9 protein-coding genes are annotated in these 13,279 nt (G+C 63.8%); 4 read left to right on the forward strand and 5 right to left on the reverse strand.

Going from position 1 to position 13,279, the window contains the following annotated elements:
* Window positions 1–606: hypothetical protein (locus JNB61_RS10210; RefSeq protein WP_220339540.1), on the reverse strand; the 606-nt coding region annotated here is incomplete at its 3' end.
* Between the two features lie 1,414 nt (window positions 607–2,020).
* Here JNB61_RS10210 and JNB61_RS10215 point away from each other — a divergent pair.
* The 3 genes from JNB61_RS10215 to JNB61_RS10225 all read left to right on the forward strand — a co-directional run bounded on the left by JNB61_RS10215 (window position 2,021) and on the right by JNB61_RS10225 (window position 5,918).
* A complete protein-coding gene (locus tag JNB61_RS10215) occupies window positions 2,021–2,338 on the forward strand; it encodes a CU044_2847 family protein (RefSeq protein WP_220339541.1) in 318 nt (105 codons plus the stop codon).
* Window positions 2,339–2,431: 93 nt separating this feature from the next.
* Window positions 2,432–3,586: an AAA family ATPase gene (locus JNB61_RS10220; protein ID WP_220339542.1), complete on the forward strand. Its 1,155-nt coding sequence runs from the start codon at window positions 2,432–2,434 to the stop codon at window positions 3,584–3,586.
* Window positions 3,561–5,918: a S8 family peptidase gene (locus tag JNB61_RS10225; RefSeq protein WP_220339543.1), complete on the forward strand. Its 2,358-nt coding sequence runs from the start codon at window positions 3,561–3,563 to the stop codon at window positions 5,916–5,918. Before JNB61_RS10220 ends, JNB61_RS10225 begins: the two co-directional genes overlap by 26 nt.
* A 36-nt stretch (window positions 5,919–5,954) precedes the next feature.
* Here the strand turns inward: JNB61_RS10225 and JNB61_RS10230 are convergent, their stop codons facing one another.
* The 3 genes from JNB61_RS10230 to JNB61_RS10240 form a co-directional block, all read right to left on the reverse strand.
* Window positions 5,955–6,965, reverse strand: coding sequence for a hypothetical protein (locus JNB61_RS10230; RefSeq protein ID WP_220339544.1), 1,011 nt, complete (start codon window positions 6,963–6,965; stop codon window positions 5,955–5,957).
* 108 nt (window positions 6,966–7,073) lie between these two features.
* Entirely contained in the window at window positions 7,074–7,640 is a 567-nt protein-coding gene (locus JNB61_RS10235) for a nucleotide-binding protein (protein WP_220339545.1), read from the reverse strand.
* Complete coding sequence (locus JNB61_RS10240) at window positions 7,637–8,752, reverse strand: helix-turn-helix domain-containing protein (protein ID WP_220339546.1); 1,116 nt, start codon at window positions 8,750–8,752, stop codon at window positions 7,637–7,639. The genes JNB61_RS10235 and JNB61_RS10240 overlap by 4 nt, the downstream gene beginning before the upstream one ends.
* A gap of 366 nt (window positions 8,753–9,118) precedes the next feature.
* Here JNB61_RS10240 and JNB61_RS10245 point away from each other — a divergent pair, with 366 nt between their 5' ends.
* Window positions 9,119–9,529: a hypothetical protein gene (locus JNB61_RS10245; RefSeq protein WP_220339547.1), complete on the forward strand. Its 411-nt coding sequence runs from the start codon at window positions 9,119–9,121 to the stop codon at window positions 9,527–9,529.
* A 1,395-nt stretch (window positions 9,530–10,924) separates the two neighbouring features.
* Here the strand turns inward: JNB61_RS10245 and JNB61_RS10250 are convergent.
* On the reverse strand, window positions 10,925–13,276 hold the full coding sequence (locus JNB61_RS10250) for a glycoside hydrolase domain-containing protein (RefSeq protein WP_220339548.1): 2,352 nt from the start codon (window positions 13,274–13,276) through the stop codon (window positions 10,925–10,927).
* Window positions 13,277–13,279 lie beyond the last annotated feature (3 nt).

The raw sequence follows: 13,279 nt of genomic DNA on the forward strand, positions 1-13,279 counted from the left end.
ATCGGGACCCGCCCCCCGCCAGCCACGAAGCAGGTTCAGGATCACCACGATCTGATCGAACTCGAGATCGAGGTACTTGGGGCCCGACCCCTTTATGTTTGGGACCTGTGTCACGTAATTGCGATCGATCGCACCGTGCAGGACGGAGAACGTCATGAGCAGCGACAGCACGCGACGCACCGATCGGGCGTACGCCGGGTTGCGATCGAGCGCGATGCGCTGGAGAACCTGGTGGCATACTCCGGGACTGAATCGCGAGAGCGGGACCGCACCGAGACGCGGGAGGATGACGCTTCGGAACATCTGCGCGTAGCCCTCCTTGGTGCTCTGCTCGAGGGACGGATCCCGGTCGACATCCTGGAGCCAGAGAGCGCCGACCTCGGCGATAGTCGACGACGGGTCGACGGTGACGAACATTTCGTTCCACAGCAGGTCGGCTTTCCGACGCAGGCGTTCCTCGGCGGCTTCGCGGGTGGGGCCGGTGGCCGACAGGTACCGGGCGGTACCGCCACCATCGCGAACCATTGCTCGCGCGCGGAATCCATCGCCGAGGGACCGGACGCTCACCTTGCCGAGGTCGCCCGGCTGCTTGCGGGGCCGGCCCACTATCGCGTAACCGATTCCCGCGTCGCGAGAGACCCGACCCGCGACAGGGCGACACGCGGGCGGTATTTGAGACCGTGCCCGGGCGTGCGGAGACGCAGCACCGGCCGACAGCTGGCCCCACGGGCCGACCGCCGTCGAGCCGTGGGGAACTGTTCGACAGCAGACGTCGCCCAGGACATCGCGCGAATGGCACACCCCATACCCACCACATGCACGGCGCGCACAACCTCGTGGTCGACCCACCGTTCGAGAACTCGGTTCGCTCTCACGTCGACCGCGCTCCATTGCGCTGGCGGTGACCATCGAGACGACCAACAGCGTAGTCCATCGATGCCATCTAAAGGAGACCCATAATAGGTGACCGTTCGCAACCCCAGCATCCTCTTTCGGAGAGCCACTCGGATGTGCGAGGGAGCGGACATTCCCTGGCTCGTGGATTCATGCGACACACGTGACAGCGATGATCGACCGTGCCACCCCGCGCCCAGACGCCACCCCGGACACACCGGGCTCGGCGACCGGTCCGTGGACATCGCACGAGCCCTGAAACGGGGCCACGAAGGAATGACGGGGATGTTCATGTGTTCCACCCCTGCGGCAGATCGCCAGGCCGCGAACGACGAGGGTGCTGGGACGCGCACTCGTCGGCTGGTGGCGATACCCGGACCGGGCCGCCAGGCAGAACCTCTCCGCGCGCCTCCGTGTGATCGGTTTCGCGAAGCCCGCCGTGCGTCGAGAGGCAAGGCGGGGCCCGTTCTCCGGCCCGACCTCCAGCCCGGCTCCAGCCCGACAGATTCGAGTGATGTCGGGCTGGAGAGTTCCCTACTCCCGACTGGGATCGCGGGCCTCCAGCCCGACAAGCCCGACAAGTCGGCGTTTGCCGAGCGACCTATACGGGGAGACAGAATTACACCCATCCCTATCTATCTCTCTATCTCCGTTAGGTAGAGGTATAGATATATGTCGGGCTGGAGGTCGCGAACCCCCTCCGATCCCAGTCGCGAGTAGGGAAACCTCCAGCCCAACACGTGTCGGGCTTTGTCGGGCTGCAGCCCGACAAGATGTCGGGCTGGAGACGTTCGATGCGCCCGCGGTGTCGCCGACATCCAGCGCCGTGCCGATGTCAGCCTTGTCGTGCGAGCGTTCCAAGGACGTTCCCCCAACGCGACGGTGAGCTACCAGTCGCATCTACCACGGCAGGACTGATGAGGACGCGGGGCAGGAACAATCAGCTGCACAGACGCGCGCTCGGCGATGACTCCGGCCGTCGCCGAGTGCGCATACGAGCCTCGTCCGCAGCTGACTCTCTGGCGCTAAACATGACGAAACCCTTCGTGGCCGTCAGGCGAGGGCTGGTGGAGTGTGGACCGAACCATAGGATGTCTGCTGAACAGGCGGGTGTACGGGGGGGACCATGACGCGCTTCATTCTGGACGAGAACGGCAAACCCTGGTTCGCCGTTCAGGTGGACGACGATACAAGCCCTCTGCGTGGGGTAGCTGACACGGCAGCTAACGCCGCCGAAAGCCTCGCGGATGTCGGTGACGTGATCGCGAAGTCGTGCAGCGACATCCTCGGAGCCATGCGGGACGGCCTTGGCGACCTCGCGCCCGAGGAGATCGAACTTCAGTTCGGTGTGTCGCTGCGGGGCGATGTCGGGATTTCCTTGGTCACGAAGGCCTCCGGTGAGGCGACGTTTACCGTACGCGTGTGCTGGAAACCAAACGCCTGAGCCGGTAACTCTTCACTGCCCTTCGGAGATTCGATTACCGAAACCTGGATCATCATTGATTTTCTGGGGACTACACCTGGTAATGTTTCCGCCATGGGTGCGGATGAGCTGGGACAGTTAGAGCAAGCTCTCGTCGATGTCACCAGAGTCGCACTGAGTGGAGACGCCGACGGGGTTCGCCAACTCGGTCGACGGCTTGCACGCCGCCCCCCTGCCGATGCCCTCCATCCCCTTGCCCTCAAAGAGATGCTCTTCTCGTTGATGGCGGCTGCACCGCAGCCCGACATCTCGCCGCTGCGCGGTCAGGTTGCTGCCTCCGACGAGATGAGTTGGGTGCAGCACCCGTCAGGTGTCGCCCCACCTGTGCTGACACCCGACGTTCGCGAAGCGGTGTCGCTCATCATCGCGGAGCACTCCCTGCCCGAACGCCTACAGGAGTTCGGCCTCGCACCCTCCCGTGCGATCCTTTTCACTGGGCCTCCCGGCGTCGGCAAGACCCTCACCGCGAGCTACGTCGCGTCGGAGTTGCATCTGCCTCTCATCACGCTCAATCTCGCCTCGCTCATGTCGAGCCTTATGGGCCAGACCGGGAAGAATCTCCAAGACGTGCTCGCAAGAGCCGCGTCCGAGGCCTGCATCGTGTTCCTGGACGAGTTCGACGCGATCGCGAAAAGGCGAGTCGACGCATCGGACGTCGGCGAAGTGAAGCGATTGGTCAACGTCGTCCTCCAACAGTTGGATCAGTGGCCGCCTGGAGGATTGCTTGTTGCTGCGACTAATCACCCTCAACTGCTAGACCCCGCCGTTCACCGCCGGTTCGATTCGTCGATCGACTTCACGCTCCCCGGATTTGACGAGCGCGTGCGCTTTCTCGAAAGCAGCAACATCACCGCCCTCCGCGAAAGCGACAACGCTGCACTTCAAATCGTCGCGCTAATCAGCGATGGGTGGTCGCTCGCCGACCTCAAGAGTTGGACAAACCATGCCGCGCGAACGGCGGTGATGGGGAGCCCTGAAGGGCACGTCGATATCACCGATGCGTTGCTGCGGTCAGCACAGCTGCATGCTCGCAACTGGAGTGCCAAGTCCGTTGAGAAGCGTTCGGAGTTGTCCCGACTCGCGGCTCAAAGGCTCGGCTGGTCACAGCGAAGAATCGCGGACTGGTTAGGCGTGAGTCATGTAACCATCGGCAAGGATGTCAAGCGAGCGGGAGGGGAACGCGATGGCAGGCGAGAAGGTGAAGCGTGACGGGGATGGCGGCCGAATTCTCGTCAATGGGGAGGAACTCTCGCAGCCAACCGAGCGAGTCCAAGGTGGCGGCCCCAAGCACCACCCGCAGACGCTCGGCGAGGCACGGGCGCTCCTAGCTCCGCAGCTCGCAATTGTTCGTGCGGTTCTCGACGATATCCCGGAGCATTTGCGCACCGAGCGAGTCGTGATCGAGGCCGAAGTGTGGGCGAACTATCTCGCCAACTCTTACTTTCCGGAGAATCTCGTGAAGCAGCTGCAGCTGCGCCCGCTCGGTTCCAGGACCGTGGAGCACGGCGTGCAGAGCCTCCCGAGCACTGGTGAGACCGAGGCGACATCCAAGTCCTTTCTCCTGTCTGCAGACGCCAAGGCGGTCCAGGGTATGGAGGCGCTTCTGGCCGGGACGAGCACGAGCAAGGGGGCCGCGGACGAGTTGCGCCAGTTCAACAGGATCGCTGTGTCGGCGGCTCACGTCGCCAGCACAGCGGGCGTGGAGTCGGAGATGCTCCCCTTCGAAGCTGTGCTTCACCCGGACCCCGATGCGTCGTCTATCGACGAACGTGCGGCAGCGTCGGCGCCCACTCTTGCCAAGTTCAGTGCACTGGTTGAGTCGGTCGGAGGCAGAGTTCACTTGAGCGAGAACGACGTTGTCGACGGGCTTACCTTCGTTGCTCTCGAACTGCCGCCGAGCAAGGTCGGCGAGGTGGCAGCGTTCAATCCGCTGCGGTCCCTCACGCCGACGCCACGAGTTGCCCTCCTCGACGACGAACTACCCGGCGAGAGTGCCGTCGCGTTGCTCGAGCGGCCGGCGAAGGGTGCCGATCTCCCCGAGGTCCTGGTGTTCGATGGAGGCGTGGACGAGACCGGTGCCATCTTCGCGGGCAACGTGACCGCAGTCGACCTGACGGGTCGAGGTCTTCACCACCGGGAGGCTCTTCACGGGAGCGCAGTGACGGCGGCGATCCTGTACGGCGATGTCGCGCACACAGGGCGTCCGCTCACCCCTGCTGCACACGTGACGCACTACCAGATTGCGCCCGGTCCGTCTGAGGACGCCACTGAATACCCATGGATTCTGCGTCAGATCCGGGAGGTCGTCGAGAAGACTGATGCGCGCATCGTCAACCTCAGCCTTGGGCCCCACGCCCCCGTCGAAGACCGAGAGCCACATCGATGGACTGCGGTGCTCGACAAACTTGCCTACAACCGTCAGATTCTGTTCGTCACAGCCGCAGGAAACAACGGAGCGGCTGACTCGCAGACGGGGCTGAACCGAGTGCAGACACCGGGCGACATGGTCAATGGATTGTGCGTCGGTGCCGCCGACCGACCCGCCAACGAAACCGAATGGAACGCCGCCGAATACTCGGGACGGGGCCCTGGACGCCCTGGTGCACGCACACAGCCAGCGGTGCTCGCATTCGGGGGTACGCCGGAGCGGAGGTTCGGGCGGATGCGACCGGACGGCAGCGTCGTCCACGATCATTTCGGCACGAGTTACGCGGCTCCGTTGGTGACCAACGTGCTCGCACGAGTGTCGACACAGCTCGGCGGACGATCCGACGCGAACACTCTGCGAGCGTTAGCCGTCCATTTCGCTGAGAAGCTCGACCTTCAGATCGCGACCGAGGTTGGGCACGGCAGACTGAGGGATGATGTTGACGCGCTTTTGCGGTGTCCCGGCAACGAGGTCACGGTCGTCTACCACGGCCTCATTGCTCGCGACGAGGTGCGTGCGTACGCGCTCCCCGTTCCGAGCACGCTCACGAGCGGGTCAGTGAATGTCCGATGGACTCTGGCATTTACCACTGCAACGGATAGTGCTGAGGCTGGGGACTACTCAAACGCAGGTCTCGAGGTCAAGTTCCGTCCTCACGCGGAGAAGCACTCGATGAGGCGAAAGAAGCCCGGGACTGACCGCGAACAGAACAAGGTTGTCAGGATCACTGATACGGCGAAGGTGACTGCTTTGCAGGCAGCCGGTTGGAGGCTCAGCAAGAATCCGGTGACGAGGCAGCCAAAGACACACTCACGCAGCGAAGCGGCTAGACGCGATCAGGGGAAATGGGAGTCAGTCTGGCGTGCAGAGGATTCGATGTACGCGTCCAGCTTGCTGCGGCCCCGAATCGACATCAATCATCTGACCCGCGAAGGCGGGCGCATCACGAGTGATACCGATGACATCGAATTCAGCCTCATCGTCACAATCTCGTCCACGACTGGGCTCCCGGTCTACGCAGACGTGCAGAGCGAGTTCACTGTTCTCACTCCGCTGCCAGTCGTGGCGACCGTGGATGTCGGGATCGCGAACATCGAAACGGATGTCTTCTGATCCTCGAAATCCGCTGACCCACAGAATGGCTGCGATTCATGCTTCAACCGCCACGGGCTCGTCCAACCATTCGAACAGGTCGCGTGCGATTTGTGCGGGGTCGAGACTCAGCGGCACCATGGGATCCCGCATGCCGGCATGCACGATCCGATTCCGTTGCCGGCTGAGCGACCTCACATTGGCGAAGAGCTCCGGGGCTTCGACACGGAGCGAGGTTCCGAGCACAGCTGACCAGACCTCATCCAGCAAGTCGGGTAGGTTCGACCGGCGCCTGAGCAACAACTCGACCATGCCACCTCGATCGTTCCCGGCACGCTCCCGCAGTTCACGCTTCACTCTCACCTCACACGCGACGGCTGCGACGATCCAGGCGCGGTCGCGATCGTTCGCTCCACTGGCGTCGCTGAGGTGCCACGTGTCAGCCAGGAGCGACTCCGCCACGCCAGGTTCCTCGTCGGCGATCACCTTCTTGGCGACCTCGGAGAGGCTCCCGACGTCGAGCCTGAGCTGTGACGAACGTACTGTCGTCGACTGCGGCCGTCCACGCCCGAAGATGAACTCGCCCGTGTCGAGATACTCAAGGCAAGCGATGCCGTACTGCTCAGGTGCGTGCGTCGCAAGTCCGAGCCAGGACTGTTGAGGGGCTGCGGCGCGCAGATGCCGGAGGAACAAGCCCGCGACTTGTGTTGCGATGACGACGCCGACATCGAGGTCGCGCTCGACGACTCGACGCAGATCCGGAGTGAGATGCTCGGGTTTCGGCGTCGGCACCTCGCTGTCCACCTCTACGGTGACCTCGAAGATGAGCAGACTCGCGGTGCGCGTATCTCGTCCAGGCTCGTCGAAAACGGGCCCAGCTGGGAGGAATGACGGGCGCCACTCATCTTCGAGGCCATCCGGAAGTGCGGAGAAGGCCTCGGGGTGATCGGGCAGCACCACCCGCACTCGGCGCCCCTCGCGCCGAGCCTCGAAGGAGGCACCCAGCAGTTCCAGCTCGATCCACGCTTCCGGCGCAATGAAGCGCATGCGTACCAGGCCATCTGTCACTCTTCGAGCATGCCGGACACTGCCGATCGCCTGCGCCGGATGCCAGCGGAGCGGCGGCCCGCAACGATGCACGTCGGATGTTTAGCGCGACTGCGGGCACGCCTGGCCTCAGTACTCGTCGTACGGAGGCATGATCAGGTCCTCCATCAGGACGAAGGCCTTGAACCCTCCAGGCAAGAACGGGAGCCGGTACTCCGTGGCCAACAAATTGTCGGCAACGGTGGACGCCACATCGAGACTGATGTGGCCGCCGTTGACGAGATCACACAGCAACGCGACCGTGGTCTTGACGGCCACGCCCCGCTCTGCCGCCACCGTGCGCGCAAACCCGTCGTCTATCACTGCGACCGCATTGTTCGCTTCGGCGAGTGCGAGAACGCCGCATTCGCCGAGATTCTCGCCGTTCGGCCCCAGCAGCCGGGATGTGTAGTGCCCGAATGCCGTCTGTTCAATGTCCGTGAGGATTGACCGGTGCGTCAGCCACGTTGCTTCGAGCACAGCCCTGAGGTGCGGGTAGGTGTCAACCGCCAGCCCCACCTCACGGCGGACCGTCTCCGGCAGCCAGGCGTGCCGCTCGCCCACGACGAGTTGCAACATCCCCAGCCATCCCGCTTCGGCGAAATGACTGAGCGGTCCGTCGTCGAAGATGTAGGGCTCATCCGACTCAGCGCTCACTGCAGCAGTGACCAGAGTTCGTCGTCGCGCACAGTCCTGAGTGGCGGGAGATCGTCTCGATCGAATGTGCCGAGCAAGAGTTGAAGCGTGCGCTCGGCTGACAGCCGCTCGTTGCTGTAGAGCCCCAAGAGGCTCTTCACATAGGCAGACGACAGTGTCGTCCCGTCCAGTTCGTATGTGACTTTGAGGTTGTACTCGACGATGTCCGCTTTGGTCGTGCGCACGGATCGAATGTTCTGCGCATCGTCTGAGCTTGCCAGCTCGAGTTCGAGGAGCCGCCGCGCAATCGTCGACATGTCGATGTTGAACTCGCTCCCCGTCAGCACAGCCGCCGTGCGCAGATCATGGCGGCTTCTCACGTCATTCCAGAATCGCGTGAACCCGAGTTTGGGAGCCAAGAACGCCCGAGCAAATCTGTCGAGGAGGATTTCCGTCCGGTCTGATCCGGCGTGGTCCGCAACGCTCCAGTCGACCGTGTAATCGTCCTTCACGAGGTAGTGGCCGAGCTCGTGAGCGAGAGCCAACCGGCGCCGCCCAACACTGTTCGTCGAGTTGATCAGTGCGACCGCGCCCGATTCCAGGAGAGTCGATGCGGCGTCGGCGGTCTCCGCACCCAGCGGCATGCTGAAGGCGAGCAAACCGACCCGTGCAACGGTGTCTACGAGGTGTGGGACCGGTTCGGTGGGGTTGAGTCCGGCGGCTTTGCGCGTGGACTCTGCGAGCGCCTCAGCTTCGGAGCCCGTCTTGGGCAGATCGCGGGCGTCCAACTGGTCAGAGGTCAACGAGGGCACAAGCCCGCACACCACCGCGACATCGCGTGCAATGCGCTCGAGATGCTTGTCGATGGAAGCCAGCTCGAGGTCTGGGTCCTGTCGCGTGCGGTGAGCGACCACGGCCGCAGGCGCGTCAGTGAGGAGCCATTCGACTCTCACGCCCAATGCACCCGCGATGTCGACGAGTTCCAATGCACCCACGCGGCGCAGACCGCGTTCGATCTTCGCAAGAGCGGTGCGCTCGATCCCCGACTCCACGGCGAGTTGCTGCTGCGTCATGTTTGCGCTTTCCCGCGCCTGAGCTACCCGTGCGCCGACCGCGGCGGAACTGTCAGCCATGTGTGCGATTTTAGAACAAGATTTAGCCGACTATCTACGCCCGCTCTTCCATCGTCTCAACAGAACCGACCGATCCATCGGCAGCCCAGTGGGCGGCGCCGCCTGGCCTCGGCGCCACCTCACGCGCAATACGCTCGGGTCGATCGTGCGACCCGAGCGGTTGCTGCCCTGACCACCTTGGCTGCACCTATCGGTCGTTTCCTCCCGACCCACACACGCAATACGCTCGTGGTGAGCCGATGATGAGTTCGCGCGGGATGCGATTCTCCGAGAATGGCGCGCCGCTGAGACGAGGAGAGCGTCCGCTGGCCACACACGCCAAGACAATCCGAGCGGGCGCGCTCGCCGAACCAGTGCGAGGGACAGATGACCACGACTTTCATCACGACCATAGTCATCGAGCCCGGCTACGATCACCGCGACATCCCTGGCGGGGAGGTGAACCCGCTAGGACTCGTCTTCAAGCTCGATGGACCAGACGGCCGTGTGATTTCGGTCGTCAACACCGGGTGGGTTAGGCGTCCGCTTACGACTGACCGGTTGCGCGTTGGCAGTCGTCAGGAACGCGCGAGCCGCCCCGGGGTCGACCATGCGCTAGCCACTCGGTTTCCGATCCCGATTGGTGTCGCCGTCATGCGGTCAGGCGCCATCGCTGCGGATGAAGCCGAGGAGATCCACGGCTACAGCGACGAGGTGATGGAGGCGATGTTCGAGGCCGGCGACGAAGGAGTCTTCCGCGTTCTCACGGAGGTCTATCTCCGGTTCCTCCAGGGATGACGCCGCCAACCAGAACCCTCGACGGAGCCCGTGCCCGCGGCTGCCTGGTGGACATGAACCTGTGACATGCCGAGGGCTCTTGAGCTTCGGGCTCGAGCTCCGACTGAAGGGCAGCATGTGTGATCCGTGCCGGGCAGCCGGGAACAGCCAAGCGGCGGCGTGCTGGAGCCAAGGAGGCGCCGTTTCATCACTGTGATCCGTTGCAGCGCGCTCACCGTGGACGCGGTGAGCGCGCGCAGTTCGGCGCCGGCGCTGCCCAGCCGGATGGACGGGGTCCCGTGCGCGAGGCTCAGCCGTTGAAGGCGATGTGCGGCGATGTGGTCGTGGTCAGCGTTACTGCCGCAGAAGATCGCTGCCCGCGCGTACAAAGTCGTTGGCCGCACGTGCCAAGTCGTAGGCCGCGCGTGCAAAGTCGTTGGCCGCACGTGCCAGGTCGTAGCTCGCGCGCAGGAAAACGTGGTGGGACGTATCCGACCACAGCGCAACCCCTCAGCCGAGGAGTTTTGTTGGAGTTTCTGGACATCGGCCCCGTCGCGGTGGACGATGCATGCCCCGTTTCACCGCGGAATTCCGCGGAAGCTCTACCCGGGCGGAGCACTTGAATGGTTCGCCGCATGTTGGTACGGGTCGCTACGGGTTAGGCCTGACTCCGCGCTGCCGCCTTGACCTCATTGGGTTCGCGTGGGTCGCAGGCGCGGCTGGGCTGCGATGGCCGCGGGATGGGCGATCGTGCGCGGCGGCGCCTGAGGATTCTGCGGAGCAGGTTAGGTGTGCCGGGGCATTCGCAATCCAGCTGTTCTGAGACGGTACCTGCGATCGAACTGCCCAGAGGGATCGGGAAGCGGCCGAGATTGCGGACGCGGTACCGATGCAGCGTGCCACCGCGCCGAGGCTACGAGAAGGCCAGCGCAGTTGCTAGCACTCCGACCGACAGCAGAGCTACCGCCGGGACGAGTGCAGTCCAGCGGTGTCCCGAGAAACCCAGCGTAAAGAGCCCGGATGCCACGGCGAATCCGGGAGCCGTTGAGGCGACCGACAAGGCGACGCCACGCACGGGCTGCCCGCCCCAGACCGCGAATCCCCATAGGGCTACTCCCCACATGAATGTAACGACGAAAAGCGCCACTCCGACGCCTTGGAGCCACCGACGAAGGGGACGAACGCCAGCCGATTCATCTGTCCAGGTCGCGATCACCACGCCAAGCGTTACAACGGCGACGGCTGACAACACCAGGTACTGACTCCAGATTGGCCAGCGATCGGCCGCGTTGTAACCCCATGGCACATGTCCGGTGGCGCCTAACCAGTCGAGCGCGATCACCGTCACCGTCGACGCAACCAAAGCGGCCGCTGTCACCGCGTGGCGCCAGCGCGGCCGAGATCGCATTGTCACCGTCATATCCTGTCCCAGATCGCATCGGCGAAGCCCGTCGCGACATCGATGGCGACCTGGCCCAACGGTTTCGGCACCGAGACCTTCAGAGACACCGGGAAGTCGATCCACGGCCAACCTGAGCCGAAGAGCTGAGTCGCGGCGCTGATCGCGTTGGCCTTCGTGCCGAACCTCTCGGACGCGAAGGTGCCGAACCGCGGAATCGCGCCCACCTCGATCTCCCTTACGACGTCCGAGACCGCGCGGTACCCGGCACCCGTGATCCGTCGCGCGCAGAGGTAGGCATCGACGTCTGCGACAAGGTCCTCGGCATCGAAACTCGTGCCCGCGGCCCCGACGTTGTCGCGGAACCACTGCGCGACCGATCCGGTGAAGCCGGGCAACAGAGTCTTGGAGAAGTCTTCCCAGAGCGTCGCCAGATCGAGGCCCCAGCCGCCGAGATCGCCGGTGGTGATGGAAGGGTCGGCTTGCGGCACGCCCCAAGTCATGTAGGAGCGAGTCGATGCGGCCCAGTGGCTAATCCGGGTGCGCGAGCTGTCCGGTGGTGATGACGCCTTCGACTCGTAGTCGCCACGCCCAAGTGCAATGCCGCTCGCCGCTGCAGCCGGTAGGCCAGGGACAAGTTCTGGCAGCGGCGTGTACACGTTCCAGAGCGCGTCGGAGTCGCCCGTCGGATGCACCGCGGGCTGCCAGTAGTGCTCGCGCTGCATCCGGTGGAGGACGTACTCGTTGATGTTTCCCTCGGCGTAGGGGCTGAGGCGGGCGGACTGCTCGGCCAAGATGCACTGTTCCGTGAGGAACCAGAAGTAGTCCTCGTCGAAGGTCGTTCCCATGCCGGGGACGGTTCGCACCGGCGTCTTCAAGACCCCCGCCTGTCCGACCGGTGCCGCCCGCGACGACTGCACGTTCCGGTCTATCTCCATGGTGGTGCCTGCCAGGATGGTGTTCTTGATCTGGTCGTAGGACCAGGACGGCGGCAGACTGTATCCCAGGTTTCCGCTCCATCCCCAGGACATGGAGGCGATGAACGCTTCCGATGCGAGGCCGGCGTTGATCACACGCGCACACACGTTGCGTGTTCCGTAGATTCCCACTGCATACGGTGTGCGGGAGGAGTTGAGACTGCTCTTGACGCCCTCGAAGTATGGGATGACGCTCGCGGTGATTGCAGCGTCAGTGGCGTCGAAGTCGACAGCGAAGAATACGGTCGCGCCCTCCTTGAAGCCAAGTTGACGCAGGCGGCGCAGTGCCTGGAATCCGTGATCCCTCCCCTTCGTCTCCGTGAAGTCGGCGGCCGACGTATTGGCTTCCTGCATGATCGGGAACGTCTTCAGGCCGGCACCAAAAATCGCCTCGAGCTCCCCTGGCGAGTACCGCTTACTGGCGACCGTCAGGTATCGACCGACCGTGCGGTACCCGTTCGCGTAGAGAGCTGCACAGAGCGAGCTGTTCAACTGCGTGGCCATATCGCTGGCTGCGGCCGGACGGTTCTCGTCACCCGTGCTGATGAGCAGCGACGCCCAGGTTTGAAAGTCACCCGAACCAGTGGCAGACAGTTCCGCGAATCCTTGAAAGCTCAGCGCCGAGTTGCGGGTGGCAGCGTCGAACTGGCCAGTGAATGGTGCGTCGTACCCGTTGAAACGCAATGCCGCCTGAAAGAGGCGGACCCAGTTCTTGGTGCCGTCCACGCTCCCCAGGCTGACCAGCGCCTGGGTTTGGAGAGCCGAACGGGTTCCGGGTCCGAAATTGCCGTTGGCGACTCCGTCGGCCATGTTCGCCTCGTACTGGATGGCGTACATGAGGCCCTGCTGCGTGTTTCGCGAGTAGAGCCCATCGCACGGCAAGATAGCGAAATCGGCACGACCGACGTATTTGTTGTTCAGCCACTGCTGAGCCTCTCGGCGAGAAGAGCCTCCTCCGGGCAGAAGCTTGAACGCGTCCATGTTGAGGAGTGCCTTCATGACCTTTGGTGAGATGGACTGCACGGGGTAGAAGCCGATATCGCCCGTAAGGAAGCTGATGCCGGCCGCCACATCCGAGTCGAAGACGCCTCGGGTGAACCCGCCGTGGTACCCCTTACACCACAACCCACCCTGCGCGATGCGTAGGACATTCGTGTTCGTGGTCAACGCGCTGACCGAACCGATCTGACTCGTGAACCGAGAAAGCGTGGTCGGGCCAAAGTTGTCGGACAACGTTGTGATTCCGAGCTCGATCTGGAGGGCGCGCACCAGCCCGTTCATCGTGCCCCAGCCTGTTTGCCCGTCGACCTGCACCGTCACCCACTGCGGGTGCGAGGAGTACGCGGTGTTCAGCCACTGCTGAGTCGTGCGGACCTGAGGATCATCAAACATTGG

This window comes from Microbacterium ureisolvens (assembly GCF_019511645.1).
In the GTDB taxonomy this organism is placed as follows: domain Bacteria; phylum Actinomycetota; class Actinomycetes; order Actinomycetales; family Microbacteriaceae; genus Microbacterium; species Microbacterium ureisolvens_A.